Annotated in this window: 14 protein-coding genes; 3 read left to right on the top strand and 11 right to left on the bottom strand. The window is 67.1% G+C overall.

The features are described 5' to 3' along the window. Positions 1 to 95: 95 nt before the first annotated feature. The 11 genes from ACFWYS_RS40275 to eccB all read right to left on the bottom strand — a co-directional run bounded on the left by ACFWYS_RS40275 (position 96) and on the right by eccB (position 11,398). The gene (locus ACFWYS_RS40275) at positions 96 to 1,097 is read right to left on the bottom strand and encodes a hypothetical protein (RefSeq protein ID WP_384780631.1); all 1,002 of its coding nucleotides are present in this window, start codon (positions 1,095 to 1,097) and stop codon (positions 96 to 98) included. A 341-nt stretch (positions 1,098 to 1,438) separates the two neighbouring features. Continuing rightward, positions 1,439 to 2,602: a WXG100 family type VII secretion target gene (locus ACFWYS_RS40270; RefSeq protein ID WP_384780628.1), complete on the bottom strand. Its 1,164-nt coding sequence runs from the start codon at positions 2,600 to 2,602 to the stop codon at positions 1,439 to 1,441. Continuing rightward, positions 2,599 to 2,934, bottom strand: coding sequence for a hypothetical protein (locus ACFWYS_RS40265; protein WP_384780625.1), 336 nt, complete (start codon positions 2,932 to 2,934; stop codon positions 2,599 to 2,601). Before ACFWYS_RS40265 ends, ACFWYS_RS40270 begins: the two co-directional genes overlap by 4 nt. A 542-nt stretch (positions 2,935 to 3,476) precedes the next feature. Further along, positions 3,477 to 3,782: a hypothetical protein gene (locus ACFWYS_RS40260; RefSeq protein ID WP_384780622.1), complete on the bottom strand. Its 306-nt coding sequence runs from the start codon at positions 3,780 to 3,782 to the stop codon at positions 3,477 to 3,479. Between the two features lie 24 nt (positions 3,783 to 3,806). Continuing rightward, a complete protein-coding gene (gene mycP / locus ACFWYS_RS40255) occupies positions 3,807 to 5,183 on the bottom strand; it encodes a type VII secretion-associated serine protease mycosin (protein WP_384780618.1) in 1,377 nt (458 codons plus the stop codon). Between the two features lie 72 nt (positions 5,184 to 5,255). Beyond that, positions 5,256 to 6,818 (bottom strand): hypothetical protein, encoded by a 1,563-nt coding sequence (locus ACFWYS_RS40250; protein ID WP_384780615.1) that lies wholly within the window; start codon positions 6,816 to 6,818, stop codon positions 5,256 to 5,258. Between the two features lie 44 nt (positions 6,819 to 6,862). Beyond that, entirely contained in the window at positions 6,863 to 7,222 is a 360-nt protein-coding gene (locus ACFWYS_RS40245) for a hypothetical protein (protein ID WP_384780612.1), read from the bottom strand. A gap of 86 nt (positions 7,223 to 7,308) precedes the next feature. Then, positions 7,309 to 8,541, bottom strand: coding sequence for a type VII secretion-associated serine protease mycosin (mycP, locus tag ACFWYS_RS40240; protein ID WP_384780608.1), 1,233 nt, complete (start codon positions 8,539 to 8,541; stop codon positions 7,309 to 7,311). A 315-nt stretch (positions 8,542 to 8,856) separates the two neighbouring features. Further along, complete coding sequence (locus ACFWYS_RS40235) at positions 8,857 to 9,147, bottom strand: WXG100 family type VII secretion target (RefSeq protein ID WP_384780605.1); 291 nt, start codon at positions 9,145 to 9,147, stop codon at positions 8,857 to 8,859. Between the two features lie 141 nt (positions 9,148 to 9,288). Next, the gene (locus ACFWYS_RS40230) at positions 9,289 to 9,600 is read right to left on the bottom strand and encodes a WXG100 family type VII secretion target (RefSeq protein ID WP_272123247.1); all 312 of its coding nucleotides are present in this window, start codon (positions 9,598 to 9,600) and stop codon (positions 9,289 to 9,291) included. A 217-nt stretch (positions 9,601 to 9,817) separates the two neighbouring features. Continuing rightward, positions 9,818 to 11,398, bottom strand: coding sequence for a type VII secretion protein EccB (gene eccB / locus ACFWYS_RS40225; RefSeq protein WP_384780602.1), 1,581 nt, complete (start codon positions 11,396 to 11,398; stop codon positions 9,818 to 9,820). Between the two features lie 397 nt (positions 11,399 to 11,795). Between eccB and eccE the strand changes: the two genes are divergently transcribed. The 3 genes from eccE (at position 11,796) to ACFWYS_RS40210 (ending at position 17,356) form a co-directional block, all read left to right on the top strand. Continuing rightward, positions 11,796 to 13,115: a type VII secretion protein EccE gene (gene eccE / locus ACFWYS_RS40220; RefSeq protein ID WP_384780599.1), complete on the top strand. Its 1,320-nt coding sequence runs from the start codon at positions 11,796 to 11,798 to the stop codon at positions 13,113 to 13,115. Then, positions 13,115 to 13,957, top strand: a complete 843-nt coding sequence (locus ACFWYS_RS40215) for a hypothetical protein (RefSeq protein WP_384780596.1) — start codon at positions 13,115 to 13,117, stop codon at positions 13,955 to 13,957. The genes eccE and ACFWYS_RS40215 overlap by 1 nt, the downstream gene beginning before the upstream one ends. A gap of 234 nt (positions 13,958 to 14,191) precedes the next feature. After that, the gene (locus ACFWYS_RS40210; protein WP_384780593.1) at positions 14,192 to 17,356 is read left to right on the top strand and encodes an SCO5717 family growth-regulating ATPase; all 3,165 of its coding nucleotides are present in this window, start codon (positions 14,192 to 14,194) and stop codon (positions 17,354 to 17,356) included. Positions 17,357 to 17,384 lie beyond the last annotated feature (28 nt).

Here is a 17,384-nt window from a genome sequence, read left to right as displayed (position 1 = left end):
ACGCGTACAACGGCTCCGCTGCTCACGTGCACCCATGGCACAGAAGCCACGACACAGTGCTATCGGGGGGAACGACCGGAGCACAGTTGCAGCAATCAGGCTCGGTGGATCGTGCCCGTGCCCAAATCGCTGCCGGGCGCGAGGCTTTCCAGGTGTCGCTTCATCTGAAGTCCCGCACGCCTCCGACCCATAAGAACCGCCAGCACGGACACGCCAGCGAGAGCAACCGTCGCGACATCCCCGACGCCAAAGGGGATCACGACCAGGGCCGCGATGCCAAGTAGGAGCGCCTTCAGTACGGTGGAATTGGCGCTCGTCTCCACGGAAGAGACGGGGTGAAGAGCACGGGGTTCACCCACTGCTGGTACTTCCCGGTCCGCTGGGACAAGTGCGCTCACCGGTAGGTCGGCTGAAGCGTCAGGAGATTCAAGCCATCCGGCGACGTAACGCTGTCCGTCCAGAATCAGTACGGCATAACCGACCGAATTCGCATACGGGAGCTGCCGAGTGGGCGGTCGCCAGTAGACGTGGCCACGGACGCCCGTGAGCGGCTGCGCCAAGGGTAGGGGGTCGACGATGTCATTCAGATACAGATACAGCTCACCAAACTCCGCGCTCGTCAAGCGAATGCGGGGCTTGAGGTGCTTGGTCACAGAGGTAGACGCCGGCCGCTCGTCGACGGCTACTCCTACCCCTCTGACGGAAACGGACAGTGCGTGGAGTCTGCCCTGCTGCCGAGAACGGTGGAGGCCGGCCACGGGATCAGAGCGCCAGCGGCCGAACAGGTTCATGAACCAGCAGAAGGCAAAGCACCCCAGAGTCAGGAAGACCGTCCAGAAGTCTGCCCGCCCACCGATCTTCTCCTCAAGCGACTGCCGGTCCCCGACAAATACCTCTAGGTCGGGTGACGATGGCGCGAAGAGGACCCAGGTCTCTTCTCCTGCCTTCGGCCTATCGCTCGAGGTCATTTCTACCTCAGTGGTCTGGGGCCCCTGGTCGAAAGGCACAGATACCAGCACTGTGGAGGTGTAATGCCCGGTGCGCTGACTGCTTACGTACTCCGAGGAGAGGACCTTCTCGATCTCGGTCGCACGCATCGCGGAGCCTGCGTCAACGATCTCCCACGCTGCAGGCGTTGGAGACAGCGCTGCATAAGCCACCAGAAACGCAGGCACCATCCAGGACCAGGCTGCGAACCCGACCCAACCGTTACGTTGCTCCACCCACCAGTGCTTGCCCCCTGCGCCCATGTCATCGGCAGGGCGACGGCGGAGCAAGAGGACTCCGCCGCTGGCAGCCACTGCTGCCACTACGAGGCAGACGAAGAGGTCCCACCTGGGGGGCTGAGTGGAGGGCTGGATCAGAACTGCGACGACCGTAGCCGAAATGCTTAGGCCCAGCAGAGCCAAGCAGCGGGCCAGGGCGCTGGACCTTGTCATCATCCGAAATCTTCCTCAAGACTGCGCTGCTTACGGCCGAATGAGGTCTTCGGCTCTTCCGCGCCCAGTTGCTTGCCGTCCTCGTCGTCACTCCCGGCTAGCTCTCCACCTGCGCCTGCCAGTCCGGCACCCACACCGCCAGCGGGTACTTCAACGGCGAAGTCAGGGTTCTGGCCGCGCTGCCCGTAACGTGACGTGTCCCAACCTTCCACAACAGGGATGTTGTCCCTGTAATGTCCGGCGCCACCGACGGTTGCTCCGCCAATGGCCCCACCAGCTGCATTGATCAGGGCGTTCTTACCCCACTCGGGGTCTTCGTCTGTCGTGAGCGCGGTATGGCCATCCACGGCAAGTCCACCCGCCACATTGCCGACAACCCCACCCGTGATGTTCTCGGTGAGACTCTTGGCAAGATCACTCGGCGGTGTGGCCATGTCATCCATGATCTTGCTGGCCTTGCCCGCTGCTGCCGCACCCGCAGGGGTGCCGACGGCTGCGGCTAGTCCTCCCTGCCAGGTCGCTTCCCAGACTTTGGCACCATCGATGTCCTGGCCGGAGAGTCCGGCACCGAGCAGCGTTCCACCCGTGTTGCCAGCCCAGTTGACGAAAAAGCTGGCAGCCAGCTTGGTCATCTTCCCGGCCTGTTGGTATGCGCGGATTGCCGACGCGATACGCCGGAGCAACGCACCGAGGCGGGCTGAAATGCGGACCGCCTGAGCGGCGAGGCGAGTGACATTCGCGGCGGCGGCACCACCCGCGACGCCGAAGCTCACAAAGGACAAAGCCACGCCAACACCGATCGAGACACCAATTTCGGTGTAGATAGCGTGAATCTCATCGTTGACGGTCTCGATCTCATCGGCCACATGATCGAGCTGCTTGGCGATGTCGTCGTACTCTTCGACGCCCTGCTCGACTGCAGCTTTGACCTTGCGCCAATGTTCCCTGAAGGCTTCGGCCGCTTCACCGCGCCAGGTGTGACCCACCGTGTCTTCGACGTTTCTGTCGAGCGCCTTGAGGAGTCCGTCCGCGCCCGCCACTTCAGCCTTGAGCTGGCGCCATGCCTTGGCAGCCTGCCTCAACTCGTCCGGCCGGCCACCGGGGTTGACGATCTCCAGGCCTAGTTCGACAAGCTCCTCTGCACCCGACTCATTACCGCTCACTTGTCTCCCCCGGAGCCCTTACCGAAGAGCACAGCAACATCGTCATCAGTTACTTCGGTGCTCTTGTTGATCTTTCGCAGTGCATCAGCGATAGCATCCAGATGCTCGTGAACTGCCTTCATCGCGGAAGCCGCAGTCGTTGAGTACTCGATGTAAGCGTTTCGGACCTCGTCCGATTCCGTGAGAAGCCCAAAGCCGTCAGAGATTGCCTCTTCCCCGGTCTCGTTCTCGAACTTCTTGAGATAGGCGCGCAGATCGTATGCCTGGAGCTCAAAGTTCTTGGCGAGACCCCTGCCTGCCCCGTCCGCGTAGTATGCCTCGTCGTCAGTCATTTGTTTCCCCGTTCATGAACGACTCTCGAGAATCGGATGATATAGGCCGTCCACTAATACGGTGGCCGTCTCCTCGATCGAGCCTGGCGTGCCCTTGCTGATCCTGAAGTGGGTGTCGCATGCCGTACCCGCCCCTGCGTCTGTCTGCCTCGACGCAAATTCAAGGACCTCGGAATCACTCACCCGCTCGTCCATTCGTTCGCTACTCATCTACCGGCCTCAGCACGGATGTGGCGATCTTTTACTGCCCTCGGTACGGAGGCGACTGCTGGGTGTAGAAGTTGGGGTGCTGCACGGGCGGTCCTGAAGGCGTGGGGTACCTCTGATTGGAAGTTGCCAGGTACGGCTGCTGAGGCGGGTACCCCAAGTTCTGGGGGTAAGTACCGACGCCCGGGCTGAACTGGCCGACGCCGGAATTACGGCGGTTGCGCAGTACAGCGAAGACGACGACGGCGCCAATTACGGCTCCGAGGCCGATAACACCTGCCACAAGGACAACGGCACCCATTGAAGAGGACCCCTTCTCATTCTCGGCATGTGCGTCACAACATCTGGGCTACGACGAGACAGAGCAGCATGGTCGTCGCATGAGCCCCTGTCCCCCACCTTTTCAAGGCTCGATTGTCATCGCGGTAACCACGCAGCATGACCAAGAGGCCCACATGCGTGCCGATCAAATTGAGCGCTGTCAGCCACCAAAGCGTGCCAGAAATGATCGATACGACGAAGAGCAGCCAAGGGACAAGGATGCCGAGCCCGAGCAGGATGGTGGTGAATTGGCTCGTCGTGCGCGACATCATCTCGTCTGCAGCGGTCGAGTGATCCAGGTCCGGTAGTTCCGGATTCACAACTCCTCCGAGGGGGAGTTACCTCTACTGCCCCTGGTGCGGGGGCTGTTGGGCGTAGGGGTTGGGGTGCTGCGGGGACTGTCCCGGAGGGGTGGGGTAGCCCTGGTTGGGAGGCGTGTTGGGGTACTGCTGGTAGCCCGTCGGGGGCTGGGGCGGGTAACCAGTGCCAGTGCCGTGAGGAGGTGTTCCGCCGCCGGAGCCGGGGCCGCCGCTACCGCCGTTGCGGCGGCTGCGGATTACTGCGATGGCAATGCCGACGACGACCACGGCGGCTGCGATGCCGCCGATCAGAAGGATGCTGCCCGAGGAGGACTTCTTCTTCTTTTTCTTGGCGGCCTGGCTCCTGCTGTCGTTGTCGTCGGAGGCGGCACCTGAATTCGTGGACGTGGATGGCGATGCCTGGGCCAGGGGGCCCTGCTTGGGGCCCTTGGGGATGTCCTTCGTCAATGCCGCGTACGGGCGGATGATGCCGTAGCCGTACTCATCGTCAGGGACCTTCTTGACGTCGTGGTCGAGCAGCGTGGCCGATTTGATCAGGCGGTTGATGACCTGGCCTGCAGTGAGGTCAGGGTACTTGGCACGGATGAGGGCTGCGGTGGCGGAGACGTAGGCAGCAGCATCCGATGTACCCGTTCCCTCTGCGTAGCCGCTGGACTGGGTAGGGTCTGCTTCCACAATACTGACGCCGGGAGCGGTTAGTGTCATGCCTTCACCGAAATTGGAGTTAGACCAAATTTTCAGTGATTCATCAATAGCTCCGACCGCTACCACACCTGGAAGCTTCGCTGGATACGCCAGACCTGCGTCTCCATCATTTCCTGTCGCGGCGACGACAACAACATTGTGCTGCTGTGCGTAATTGATTGCTTCGGCACCCTCAGAACCAGGAGTAGCCAGAGAATCACCAAATGACATATTGATGACGTCTGCACCCTGATCAACTGCGTATCGCACTCCTTCTGCCCACTGATCGTCATCGAAGTCATCACTCTCGGCTGCCTTAATGGGCAGGATCTTGGCCTTCGGCGCCAAGCCGATCACGCCTGAAGCATTGCTCGTCCCATGTCCGTGCCCAGCGATGAGACTTGCCATGCCGGTGCCATGCCCGTCGGTGTCGTTCTGGGCATCACCGCCTCCGGTGACGTCTTTGCCCTTCAATACCTGTCCGGTCAGATCGGGATGACTACCGTCCACCCCGCTGTCAACGACGGCAACTGTCACACCCTGCCCCTGTGACTCTGACCAGACTTTCTTAAAGTCAATGACATCAATGACCCACTGCTTGTCGCGGATGTAATCCGCTGAGGCAGTAGGGGCCGAAGTGAGGAGCAAGGCTCCTGTCAACGTCACGACTCCTGTCGTGGACCAGAATCGCTTGACACCCAATTCCTTGCTCCTCACTCAACTATGACTGGTTCCGCCAGTCTTCATGCAGCGAGCCGCACGTATTCTCCGTGCGGCTCGCTGGTATGCCTACTCGATGGTCCGCGGCACGTTCCGGTTGCGGTCCTCTTCCGAAATCCAGGTCTCTTCGTCCTCGACCAGGTAGTCGGGACGGTCACCCTGGCTGTTCTCCTCAGACCTTCGGCCGTTGCGACCGCCCATGCCGCCGGCCATTCCGCCTGCTCCGGCGCCGCGCTGAGTTCCGCCACGGCTGCCGTGCAGGCCGGCGCCGCCGCCGGCGCCCTTGCCCGTGACCCCCTTGGCTGCACCCACCACGCCGCCACGAGACTTCGCGAGGGCTCCACGACCGCCAGCCCCGGCACCGCCTCGGCCAGCCGCACCGGCTCCGCCGCCACCCATGCCGCCCATACCGGCTCGGCCTCCTGCGCCGCGACCTGCCGCCGCGCCACCGCCAGTCAGACCACCGCGACCGCCCGTGGCTCCGATGCCGCCCCGTGCTGCAGCGCCTCGCCCAAGTCCGGAGACTCCACCAGGAGCAACGGCCCCTGGGCCCTGAGTCCCTCCGGTACCGAGGCCACCGCTACCGCCGCTGACACCGGCAGGGCCCGTGCTCGGGCCAGTCCCCGTCAGGCCCGGAGAGATGCCGTCCACCTTCGTGCGGGCTGACGGGAGCTGAGAGCCTCCCGTGATTCCTGCATCCCGAGGCACCCCAGGAGCTGGCTTGATGCTGGCGGTGGAACCTGCGCTCCACGGCTTGTTACCCGAACGAGCTGTACCAGGCCCTCCCCCCGAAGGACTCGGCATTGTGATCGGAGGAGGCATTGTCACGTTATTACTCGGAGGAGTGACGCCCTCCTTCTCGTTAAAGCTTCCGCCACTCTTGAGGTTCTGCCCATAAACCTTGTAGTTGGCCGCCAGTTCCTCCATCACCGCCATGGCCTGCAGGCGGCGCTCCATCCCCAGCGACAAGTTCTTCTCGTTCGCCTCGGCAACGGTGCCAGCGCTGACGCCCGCAGCCAGGTCCTTGTGTGCCTGGGAGTCATCGCGGTTGTCGTTGTCATTCATTTTGTCGCCCGCGCTCTCCAGCTTGGACGGTTCGTGAATGTCTGCCATCTTGCTCTTGGCGGCGTCGAGGTCCTTGCTGATCGCAAAGAGTTGCTCCGCCGTGAAGTTGGCGTGTGCAGCACCGTTTCGAATCTGGACGCCGATTTCGTCCGCCCGACGCTGAAATGCCTCGGCTGCTGCACCCTCCCAGTGTTCGCGGACGGTTTCGACAGCTTTCTTGAGCATCCCGGCGACGCTGTCATTCGCGGAAACCTGGTCCACACCGCCGGTCGCGCCGTCACCGTCGCCGCCGGACAGGATGTTGTGGACCATTTTCCAGTGGGTTCCAACCTCCGAAATCTTTCCGGGTTGAGAATCCATGATCATCTTACGCAAGCCGTTGACCGAGTACTCGACGAACGGCGTCTTCCCATTCTCGGTCGAGCGGTCGTAGGCGACGTTCTTACGTGCGACCTTGTCGGACTCAAGGAGGCGGTCATGATTACTCTTCTGCTCGGCCGCCCTAGCCTTGTTGTTGTTTTCCTCCTGGATCTTGCTGGACGCTCTTTCCTCGGCAGCGCTGGCCATGGTCCACTCCCCTCGTCAATGCTTTCCGGAACCCAAAAGTTCGTCTACGTCAGCCGGCCCTTGGTAGAGCCACCCGAGTCGCCCCCAACGCCCTTCTTGATCTCGTGCTCCTCGTCGTTGTACTTGTCCCGGACCTTCGAGGTTTTCGTGCTGAAGTCGTCGATCAACTCGTGGAGCTTCTTGATGATGCCCTCGATCTTGGTCTTCATTTCGGTCGAAGCCCCGTGGAGATTCTTGGCCTCCTGGAACACAACTTCTCCACCAGTCTGGCCGAAGGCGTGTTCCGGAATTGCCGTGTCGTACTTCGACGTGTTGCCGGCCTTGTCCATGTCGTCCAGCAACCGCCAGAGCTTCCGGATGACCTCATCCATCTCGCTCAGATCAACCCGCATACCGTTACTCATACCCCGTTGTCCTCTCCCCTGTTTCTCAAGTTGTCAGCACCCACTCGGTGCCCGCGCCAAGCCATCGCCGTCATCGCCCAGACCCGCTAAACGGCCCGACGGGCCCGGCCAACCCGCTTACTACGCCAGTCCCGCACAGCCACCCCACCCCCCGCAACCACAAGCGCAAGCGCAACTCCCGTACCCAGCACATAGATAGCCACCCGGCGCTCCCGCTCCGCCTCGCTCTCCCCCATGGTCACAGCCATCGGGACGACCTTGCCCACTCCAGCCGCAACCGGCGGATCCGGCTCAGGAGACTCACCCGGCGTCGTCTCCTCCGACAGCGCGGCGACCGGGTCGACGACGCCCCATCCGATGAAGGGGTTGGCCTTGCGGCCCGGGCGCTGGGCGGTTTCTTCGATTCGGGTGGCGATCTGGGCCGCGGTCCACTCCGGGTACTTCTGCTTCAACAGTGCCGCGACTCCAGCGACATACGGCGCCGCGAAGCTCGTGCCGTCCGCCGTGCACTGGCCGTCGAGGGGGACCGTGGACACCATGCTGACGCCGGGTGCCGCGACGTCCACGAAGTTGCCCGACTGTGAGAAGACGGCGCGTTCGTCGTTGCGGTCGGAGGCCGCCACCGCCAGGACGCCGTCGTAGGCGGCGGGGTAGGTGTTCGCGAGCTTGCCGTCGGCTCCGTCGTTACCTGCGGCTGCCACGATCAGGGCGCCCGCCTTCACCGCGTCCGCCACGGCGGCCGCGAGTGTGGGGTCGTCCTTCTTGTTCTGGGTGTCCGAGGAGATGTTGATGATCTTCGCGTCCTGGGCGACCGCGTATCGGATCGCGTCGGCCATGGTCCCCGCGTTGCCCTGCTTCTCCTGTCCGCCCGTGTAACGGAGCGAGAGAATCTTGGCGTCCTTGGCGATGCCCACGAAACCCGTGCCCTTGAGCGGGCGGGCCGCGATGATGCCCGCGACCCGGGTGCCGTGCCCCTCGATGTCCTTGGTGGGGGCGCCGTCGACGAAGGTCTTGCTGCCCGAGGCCACGGCTTTGGTCAGTTGACTGTTGGAGGCGTCGACCCCGGTGTCGATCACCGCGACCGTGACGTCCTTGCCCGTCGCCTGTCCCCACAGCTGGTCCAGCAGGATCCGCTGGAGCGACCACGGCGTGGACTTGATGACATTGCCGCCGAAGACGCATTCCGAGCTGTCCGCCAGGCCGAAATTCGTGTCGGCCGAGACGGTGCCGCTCGAACCAGTCGAACCAGGAGCGCCCGCAGCCGCGTCCGCGAATGCCGGCGGCGTCGACGCGCAGAGGATCCCGGTCACCGCAAGCACGCCAAAAACCCGCTGCAGTGCGCGGGTTCCACTGTTACGGCTGCGCGAGCGGGCTGTCCGGCCCTTCACGTTCAGGCCCCCCATGTTCAGGCCCCCAGGGCTTCCTTGCTTCTCTCGAAGCTGGGCCAAGTGTGTGTGACGGATGTAGCGATAGGTGTGAAGATTTGCAGGATTTGCTGCGAACGGCTTCACAGGAGCTGTTCGCGATCCCGCAGAAGTTGCGTACGACCCCGAAGCAGAGGTCGGCCCAGCGGACGCCATCACGTCAGCTGGGCCGATTCCCTTCACCTCATGTCCCTCGGGGCGCCGACGGGCTCAAGACCAGGTGTTGGCGTTGCTCTTCTCAGTGGCCTGGTAGTTCTCGGCCGCGCTCTGCAGAGCGGTGGAGATCTTCAGCAGGGTCGCGTGCAGGTCGGCGGCGGTCTTGTCCCACTCGCTCTGCTTGCGCTGGTAACCCTCCTGCGCCTCACCTTCCCAGGTGCTGGCAACGCGCTTGACGGCGGCCTCAAGGTCGTCCAGCTGCTGCTTGATGCGGCCGGCGGTCGACTTCACGTCCGTGGACGCGTTGGTGATCGTTGCGTAATTGACGAGGATCGACATCGTCATTCCCTTTCAGGAGGAAATCAAAGGAAGTCTGTGGAGATCAGTGATGATCAGCGAAGATCAGTCGTGATCGGGAAGGGCTGGAGCCTGATGGAGGCTGGAGCACTCGGACAGAGCCGAAGCACCCAGGACCAAGCGGCTCGATCAGCCGAAGTCCGACATGATCTTGCTGATCTCGGAGTTCTGCTGCTCTTCCGACGCGGAGTAGTTGCTCCGCGTGGAGTCCACGGCTTCCTTGATGTCGTTGAGGATGTCGCTCATCTTCTTCGCGTCCGCGTTCCAGCGGTCCTGCAGCTGGCGGTACGACTGCGCCGCCTGGCCCTTCCAGCCGCCGGCGATCTGGTCGATCACTCCGTTGAGTCGGCGGATCTCGCCCTGCAGCTGACCGTTGGCGGTGTTGATGTCACCGGAGAGCTTGGTGAGTTCGTCCTCTGTTACCCGGAATTGGCCGGCCATGTTGAACCTTCCCCCATGTCGTCGTTGATCCGGGAAACCTGCACTGGTGCCCGGAGAAGCTTCGCACCGTTGAGCGCTGCAAACACTCTATCGTCAGCCTGCCACTGGACCACAGGCACGGCCAATCAGTTACACGGCTCACACACTTGAGCGATCATCTTGTGACTCACGCGCCGTCTTACTGTCAAGTACGCCTGGCCACAACCCCGTTGGCGGGTCACTGGCTCTGTTCCTGCGACGCGCTGCCGGTGTCCAGAGTGGGCCCCTTCGGGATGAATGCCGCCCACGTCTGCGGCACGATCGCGGGCTTGGAGACGTCCTCGTACCCCAGCCGCGTACGGGCCTTGTCCGTCTCGCTCGCGTCACCGCCCGAAGCGCCCGACGACGAGCCGCCGCCCTTCGCCGCGCTGTCGTTGCTCTTCGGCAGCGCGTACCGCAGGCCCGTGTCCGTCAGCAGGTACTGCGCACCACCGCCCTGGGCGGTACCGGCGATCTCCGTGAAGAGGAGGCCCGACCCGGACGAGACGTAGGCGCTCAGCGAGTCGGCGACGATCCGCTTCGGGTACGCCGTCCCGGCCCAGGCGGCGAGCTGCGGCTTGTTGTCCGGGCCGATGGTGCCGTCGTAGACGCTGCACGAGGTGGTACGGGCCTCGCCGTTCGCCGAGGCCGCGGGGTTGGCCTGCTGCGGAACGGTCAGGGGCCAGCCCTGGTCGGCGTAGAAGCGGTTCGCCTCGCCGTCGTTGGCCTGGGCGATGGTCTGGGTGTCGACCTGGATGTCCTCGATCCGGTCCGTCCCGTACGCCGTCTGCGCGGAGGGCGACGCCTTGAGCAGGGCGGCGACGAAGGGTGTGATGGCGGCGACCTGGTCCTTGAGGACGACGTAGTACTGGTCGCCCTGAGCGTCCGGCGCCTTGAGCACCCGGCCCACCCTGCTCGCCTCGTCGGGCAGGCCCTGGACCGAGGTCGTGGCGCCGACGGACGGGACCTTCGGGAAGGTGATGACCCCACCCTCGTTGAGCGTGCGCAGCCACTCGCGGCTCACGGGTTGCGGCTGGGCGTCCCGGCCGACGACCGCGGCACGCAACTGCGCCATGGTGGGCTTGTCGAGACCCGCCTTGTCGCCCAGCAGGAAGAGCATGCCCTTGCCGTCGACCAGGAATTCCCGTCCGGTCTGGCGGTCGGTGACGTACAGGATCTTGCTGGCGTCGACCTTCCCCGAGTTCTGGAGCGACTTGGCGTCCTCGGCGTCGAAGACGAAGACGGCACGGTCGATGGCGCCGGCCGATCCGGTCGCCGGCCGCTCGCACACCGCCCAGGTCTTCGTCTCCTGCGCGTCCTCCTTGGACGGCAGCCGGTCCGGGGCGTAGGGGATGCCGATCGTCGCGCCGTGCCGGATGCCGCTCTTGTCGATCTCCTTGCCGGGGACCTCAAGGACGGTGCCCTTGCCCTTGTCGAGGAGGAGCTTGGCGGAGGCGTAGTTGAGGACGGGGTGGAGGACCTTCTCCACCTTGCTGTCCTTGGGGTCCGGGTCGAGGACCACGTACCGCGTCGTGGAGTCGCTGTCGACGATGATGTACTCGCCCGGGGTGTCCCAGCCCTTGGGCGCCGTGGGCTTGATGACGCCCCAGGCGAGGAAGCCGAGCACCAGTACCAGGCCGACACCGAGGCTGGGCATCACCGTACGAATGGGACGCGGCGAGCCTTCCTCGGAGCCTCCCGGCGACGGCGCCAGGAACGCCGCGACGGTGCGCTTGCGAGCGAACGTGTAGGCGGCGAGCTCGTCCTGACGCTTTGCCATGGTCCCCGTATCTCCCGTTGTGTGATGCTCGATTGCTCGATCGCGGTATGAGAGGCGATCGCGTTCCGTGAGGCCGCTGCGGGCCGCGCGGCCACGTGCGCCGCGCAGGCCCCTACTATGCCCTGCGTCGCCGTACGGCGATTCATCAGGTGGGCGGCCGCCCCCGCATCTTCACAGAGCTTCACGACAGCGCTCCACCATGCGGGGCCGGTCCGTGACACTCTGGCCACCTGGGGTTTCGGTGTCCCCTGTGTCGCCTCGCGTTCGGCAGCGGGTACCGTGAGCCACTCGCATGGATGTTGTGGGCCATCGGTGCCCCTGGCCCGTCGACGGGATCCCGGACAACGGAATCCGTCCGACGAACGGCCAATACTTCGCGAAAGGGATGTCCCGGGGGATGACCAGCGCTACGAGCACTCGGCGCGGACGCCGCGCACAGCAGCAACAGGGAGGGCCGAACGGCAGACGTACGCCGGCCCCCCAGGCCGCCCCCGTCACCGCTTCGCCGCGCACGCTGCCCCGCCCCGGTGGGCTGGGCCCGGTGCGGCTGCAGCAACTCATCCTGGTGGAGCTCGCGGCGGCGGTCATGCTGGCCGCCTGGGCCTCCGACCAGTCATGGCTGCTGGTCCCGGCCGGTGTCGTGGCGGCGCTGCTGCTCCTCCTCGCCGTGCTGCGCCGCGGCCGCCGTCCGCTGCCCGAGTGGTACGAGACGACGCGTGCCCTGCGGCAGCGCCGGCGCGATGCCAAGACGCCCGTGCCGCCGGGGACGGACGCGATGCTGGCCCCGGTCGTGGAGTGCGACCCCGCCCTGCGGACGTACAGCTTCGTGTCCCGTGACGACCGTTCGATCGGCCTGATCGGCGACGGCACCTTCCTGACCGCCGTGCTCTTCGTGCAGCCGGGCGACGAGCCGCTGCGCCCCGCGGCCGCCGGACGGCAGCTGCCGCTGCGGCTGATCCAGGACGCCCTGGAGGTCGACGGGATCCGGCTGGCCTCCGTGCAGGTCGTGCAGCACACGCAGCCGGCGCCCGCGCCGCATCTGCCGCAGCAGTCGCTGGCCGCGCGGTCGTACGGCCCCCTTCAGGCGCAGGCCGGTTCTCCCGCGCTGCGGCTCACCTGGGTCGCCCTCAAGCTCGACCCGGAGCTGTGCCCGGAGGCCGTCCAGGCCCGCGGTGACGGCGTGCCCGGTGCGCAGCGTGCGCTGCTGCGGGTGGCCGACCAGCTGGCGAGCCGGCTGGCCGGGGCCGGCTTCAAGGCGACCATCCTGGACGAGACCGAGCTAGTGCACGCCCTCGCGACCTCCAGCTGTCTGAACCCGCGCGCCAACGCGCAGCACGGCCAGGACGGCCGGACCCAGCGCCGTACCGTCGAGGCGGTGCGGACCTGGCGCGTGGACGACCGCTGGCACACAACGTACTGGGTGTCCCGCTGGCCGCAGTTGGGCACCGGCGGTGTGGCGCTGCCCGAGTTGGTGACGAGGTTCACCTCGCTGCCGGTGCTCGCTACGACGTTCAGCATGACTCTGAGCAAGGCCGGCAACCGGGGTGTCTCGCTCACCGGGCACGTCCGGGTCACCGCCCGTGGTGACAGCGAACTCGGTCAGGTGGGGCGCGAGTTGGAGCGGGCCGCGAGTGCCGCGAAGGTCGGCCTCGTCCGTCTCGACCGGGAGCAGGTCCCCGGAGCTCTCGCCACTCTGCCGCTCGGAGGTACGTACTGATGTCCTTCCCCGCCCAGACCATGCCCCCGGGACAGCAGGGCCGGAACCCCGGACGCACGCCCGCGCACGTGGCCTCGCCCACCGACACCGGCATGATCCCGATCATCCGGCAGCCGGAGACCCCGCAGCAGCAACGCCGTATCTTCAGCCCGGGCTTCGGGTTGCGCGGGCCGCGCCGGAACCGGCATGTGGTCACCGCCGACGAGCTCTCGGCGATGAGCATGCCGATCGGTGACGACGGCGTGATCATCGGCACCGACCCGGAGTCGCAGCCGGCCGTGCTCGGTCTGTCCCGTCCGACCGCGTTCGACGTCGTCCTCGTGGGTGGTCTGTGGCTCGCCCAGATGCTGGCGTTGCGGGCCGCCGCGACCGGGGCGCGCGTCGGTGTCGAGACCGGCCGTCCGCAGGCCTGGCAGCAGTTGGCCCAGGCGGCCGGCGGCGGCCAGCAGTGTGTGACGGTCTACCCGGTGGGCCGGGTGCCCGCGCAGGGACCGTCGGTGTCGAGTCCGGTCGTACTGATCCGGGACTGCGGTATCCGCCCGCCACGCGGACGGGTGACGTCCGTGCCGTGGCAGGCCGTGGTGACGGTACTGCCCTTCGTCAGTGAGCACGCGCCCCGTTGGCTGGCCCAGGCCCATCTGGTCGGGATCCAGCGCATCTCGCCGTACGAGACCGAAGTGGTGAAGGACACGCTGGGTGTTCCCGAGGAGCATCTCCAGCACCTTCCGACCCTTCACGACGGCGTCGCCCTGTGGTGCACTCGCAAGCACCACAAGTTCGTCATGACCGAACCCACGGACGCGGAGACGGGTCTGCTCGGCGTGGCCCGCCGTATGGACTGACGAGTTCGGCCCGCCGTACGGGCTGACGGGTCGTCGTCTCCCGTGGCGGGAGCGGACAAGTCGCACCCATCGGGCGTTTCCGTCCGCGCCCATGGGGGCTTTTCCGTCCCGCCATGCGAGTGATTAGGCTTCTGGTGGTGCGGTGACGATCGCAGTCGCGTGGGACTCGCCACTCGGTCCGCCCGACCGCGACGACGACCAGCTCAGCAGCAGTGGCTGACCAGGAGGCAAGCAGTGAACAGGGATCGGTCCGAGTACAACGGCGGGAGCCATACCTCGGACGGGGACGATCACGAGGTGGATCTCACCGGTGAGTTCGAAATCGTCTACACACCTCCCGCCTGGTACGCCCAAGGCACGCAGTCCGGTTCCGCGGAAAGCGGACAGCCGGACTCCGCCCAGACATCGCCACCACCACCGACCGGTCCACCCCTAGGGTCGCCCACCGGTCCGCCGGGTGGCCCCGCACAGCAGGGGCCGCACACGCCCGCACCGGCGCAGACGCCCCCACAGGGTGTCCCGCAGCCGCCCGCGCAGCACACCCCGGCCCAGGGCACGCCCGGCGCCGACCAGCAGGGCCCCGGCACGGGTGGCTACGGCTTCCCGCAGCAGCAGTCCGCGCCGGGTGCCCCCGCGGCCGGCGGCGCGGTGCCCGGCGGATACGGCTATCCCCAGCAGTCCGGCGCCGGTGCGCCGCAGCCGGGGCAGGACACGTCGGGTGGCTTCGGCGTGCCTCAGCCCGGTCAGGACACCTCCGGCGGTTTCGGGGTGCCCCAGCAGCACACGCCCGCCCAGCAGCCCGCTCCGGTCCAGCCCCCCGCCGCACCTCAGCAGCCCGCTCCGGTCCAGCATCCCGTCGTACCGCAGCAGCACACCCCCGCCCAGCCGCCGGCCGCGCCTCAGCAGCACTCCCCTGCCGCTCAGTCGCCCGCCGCGCCGGGCTTCCCCGTGCTGCGCCCGGTCGGTGACGAGGACCAGGCCGGTCAAGCCCCGACGCCGCCCCCGCCCCCGAGCGCGACCCCGGCGGCCGGTGTCCCTGCGGCGGCCGCACCCGAACAGCCCGCCCCCGCGCAGCCCGCGGCGGAGGAGCCGGAAGTCGAGCTCAACCACGCGGCGGCCGACGCCGAGGCGGCCCTGTTGTTCGGCGGTGGCGACGACGACGAGCCGGAGGCACGGCAGGACGACGAGGCGGAGTCCGCCGACGTCGCCGCGTCCGTGACCGGCGCGGAGGGCGACGAGCCGACCCAGGACCGGCCCGACGCGGACTCCTCCGCGCAGCCCGACCCCCAGGCCGCACCGGCGACGCCGGAAGCCCAGCCCGAGGCACCGGCGGAGCCGGAGGCACAGACCCCGCCGACGCCGGCCCCCGCTGCCCCCGCGCAGCCGCCGGCCGCTCAGGCACTGCCGCCTCAGCAGCCGCAGGCCCAGCACCCCGCTCCGCCCCAGGCCAACCAGGCCCTGCCCCCGCTGCCGCAGGGCTTCGTCCCGGCGAACCCCGCGCACGGGGTACCGCAGCAGGGCGGTCAGCCGGACCCGCAGGCCGCGGCCGCCGCACAGGCCGCCGCCGCGCAGGCCGGCGGATACGGCTACCCGCAGCAGCCGCCCGCCCAGCAGCCCGTCCACCCCGGGCAGCAGCCCCCGCAGCAGGGCGCGTTCGGCCCGGCCCAGCAGGCCGGCTACCCGGCGCAGCAGCAGCCCGGGCACCCGGCGGCGCAGGGCGGACAGCCCGCACCGGTCGATCCGCGGCAGGCGGGCCAGCCCGCACCTCCGCAGGGCGCTCAGCCGCACGCCGCCGGTTACGGCTACCCGCAGCAGGCTCCTCAGCCCGGGCAGCCGCAGGGTGTCCAGCCGCCCGCCGGTTACGGCTACCCGCAGCAGGCACCGGCCCAGCCGCAGCCCGGTTACGGCTACCCGCCCCAGCAGGCACCGCAGCAGGCCGGTTACGGCTACCCGCAGCAGGCACCGCAACAGGCCCCGCAGCAGCACGCACCCCAGCAGCCGACGCCCCAGCAGCAGCCTCCGGCCCAGCCCGAGCAGCAGGCTCCGCAGCAGCACGCGCCTCAGCAACCGGCGCCTCAGCAGCCCGCACCGCAGCAGCAGCCCCAGCAGAACCCCGCCGCCTACGGCAATCAGGGCAACCAGGGCAACCAGGGCTGGAGTGCCCCGCCCGGTCCGCAGGCCGGCCCCGGCGCTCCCCAGCAGCAGCAAGCCGCGCCCGGCACGCCGCTCGGCTACAACGCCGCAGTGGAGCTGTCGTCGGACCGGCTGCTGCGCAACCAGCCGAAGGCCCGCAAGAACAACCAGGGCCCGTCCCGCTTCAAGCTCGGCGCCAAGAAGGAACTGGCGGAGCGGGAGCGGAAGCTGGGGCTCATCCGCACACCGGTGATGTCCTGCTACCGGATCGCGGTGATCAGCCTCAAGGGCGGCGTCGGCAAGACCACGACGACGATGGCGCTCGGCGCCACGCTCGCCAGTGAGCGGCAGGACAAGATCCTGGCGATCGACGCCAACCCGGACGCCGGCACCCTCGGCCGCCGCGTGCGGCGTGAGACGGGCGCGACCATCCGCGACCTGGTGCAGGCGATCCCGCAGCTCAACAGCTACATGGACATCCGCCGCTTCACCTCGCAGGCGCCCTCGGGCCTGGAGATCATCGCCAACGACGTGGACCCGGCGGTCTCCACCACCTTCAACGACCAGGACTATCGCAGCGCGCTCGACGTGCTGGGCCGCCAGTACCCGATCATCCTCACGGACTCGGGCACCGGTCTGCTCTACAGCGCGATGCGCGGAGTGCTGGATCTGGCCCATCAGTTGATCATCATCTCGACCCCCTCGGTGGACGGTGCGAGCAGCGCCTCGACGACGCTCGACTGGCTGTCGGCGAACGGGTTCGCCGATCTCGTCCAGCGGTCGATCACCGTGATCTCGGGTGTCCGCGAGACGGGCAAGATGATCAAGGTCGAGGACATCGTCGCGCACTTCGAGACCCGGTGCCGCGGTGTCGTCGTGATCCCCTTCGACGAGCACCTCGCGGCGGGCGCCGAGGTCGACCTCGAAATGATGCGTCCCAAGACCCGCGAGGCCTACTTCGACCTCGCGTCCGTCATCGCCGAGGACATCGCCGGTACCCAGCAGGGCTTCGGCAACCCGAACATGCAGTACCAGCAGCCTCAGCAGGGGTACCCGCCGCAGCAGCACCCGCAGCAGCAGCCCCAGCAGCCCTACGCCCAGCCCGGTGGCACCCCGCAGCCGGGTCAGGGCTGGGGTCAGGCCCCGCAGCAGCCCGCTCCGGGCCAGGACTGGCAGCAGCAGGCGCCGCCCCAGGACCCGCAGCAGCACCCACAGCAGCAGTATCCGCAGCAGGGTGCCGTACCGCCGGGCTGGACGCAGCAGTAGCGCGTGGACGACGCCGAAGGGCGGCCGG

The organism is Streptomyces sp. NPDC059010 (genome assembly GCF_042740355.1).
Taxonomy (GTDB): domain Bacteria; phylum Actinomycetota; class Actinomycetes; order Streptomycetales; family Streptomycetaceae; genus Streptomyces.
Note: the sequence above shows the minus strand (reverse complement) of the source record. Positions and strands in the feature narration are given on the sequence as shown.